Raw genomic sequence first — 897 nt, forward strand, 5'->3', positions numbered from 1 at the left:
TACCAGTATTGATTTTTTATGCGATTTATGGATGGCGTTGTATCAATTTTCTGATCGTGATGATGTTGAAGATAAGGCTTTTAATACCCTCATTGAAACCATGGATGCGATAGAAAAAGCTTTAATTTTAAAACTTCAAGATGAAACCCCAAATGCACTCAAAATTTTGGCAATGATTACAAATTTTGGAACGTTAAGACCACCTCCGATTATAGAGTCTTTGTTGCGTGCTTACGAACCACATTTCGAGAACCCTATTAAAAAGGTTGCTTAAAATAAAACACCCCCTTCCCCACTTCAAAGGTGGGGAGGTGGTTAAAGATCAAGTTGTGAATGAGAGCCTAGACGCACCAAAATCAACCGGTCTTGATCAACCAAGCGATAAATTAACACGAGATCAGGTCGAATATGACAATCTCGATAATTACTCCAATTTCCAGTCAGTGCATGATCACGGTACCGAAACTCTAAAGGTTGGTCATTTGCTAATGCTGCGATGACTTTACGTAAATCAGTATCTAAAAGATGCCGATGTTGCCCTTTCATCTCACGTTTAAAATCACGTTTGAAAATGGTGGTACGTTCAATCGTCCGCATAGAGATCATCAAATAATTCGTCTACGGAATGAAACTTTTTTAAATTGCCTTCATCAAATTCGGCAAAAGCCGCTATTGTTTCTGCATTGGGTTGAAATAAGAAAGAAGGAATAGCTTTATCTTGCGCAATACGTGTCATCAAAACCCTTACAACATCACTCACTGACAAACCAGAGGCTTGAATAACTTGACTAGCAACATTTTGAATTTCTTCCGGTACACGCGCTTGAACCATGCGACTGGCAGCCATGATGATTTCTCCTCTCTTAATTGTATTTCAATGTAATACAATTGAAGTGT

3 protein-coding genes are annotated in these 897 nt (G+C 38.4%); 1 reads left to right on the forward strand and 2 read right to left on the reverse strand.

Going from position 1 to position 897, the window contains the following annotated elements; genetic code table 11:
- The coding region (locus BN202_RS08905; RefSeq protein WP_019220297.1) for a hypothetical protein at positions 1–274 on the forward strand (274 nt) is incomplete at its 5' end.
- Positions 275–315: 41 nt separating this feature from the next.
- Here BN202_RS08905 and BN202_RS08910 read toward each other — a convergent pair.
- Together BN202_RS08910 and BN202_RS08915 are read right to left on the reverse strand one after the other, a co-directional pair.
- Entirely contained in the window at positions 316–597 is a 282-nt protein-coding gene (locus BN202_RS08910) for a type II toxin-antitoxin system YafQ family toxin (RefSeq protein WP_019220298.1), read from the reverse strand.
- A complete protein-coding gene (locus tag BN202_RS08915) occupies positions 584–847 on the reverse strand; it encodes a type II toxin-antitoxin system RelB/DinJ family antitoxin (RefSeq protein WP_019220299.1) in 264 nt (87 codons plus the stop codon). The genes BN202_RS08910 and BN202_RS08915 overlap by 14 nt, the downstream gene beginning before the upstream one ends.
- Between the last annotated feature and the right edge of the window lie 50 nt (positions 848–897).

The organism is Bartonella florencae (assembly GCF_000312525.1).
Taxonomy (GTDB): Bacteria; Pseudomonadota; Alphaproteobacteria; order Rhizobiales; family Rhizobiaceae; genus Bartonella; species Bartonella florencae.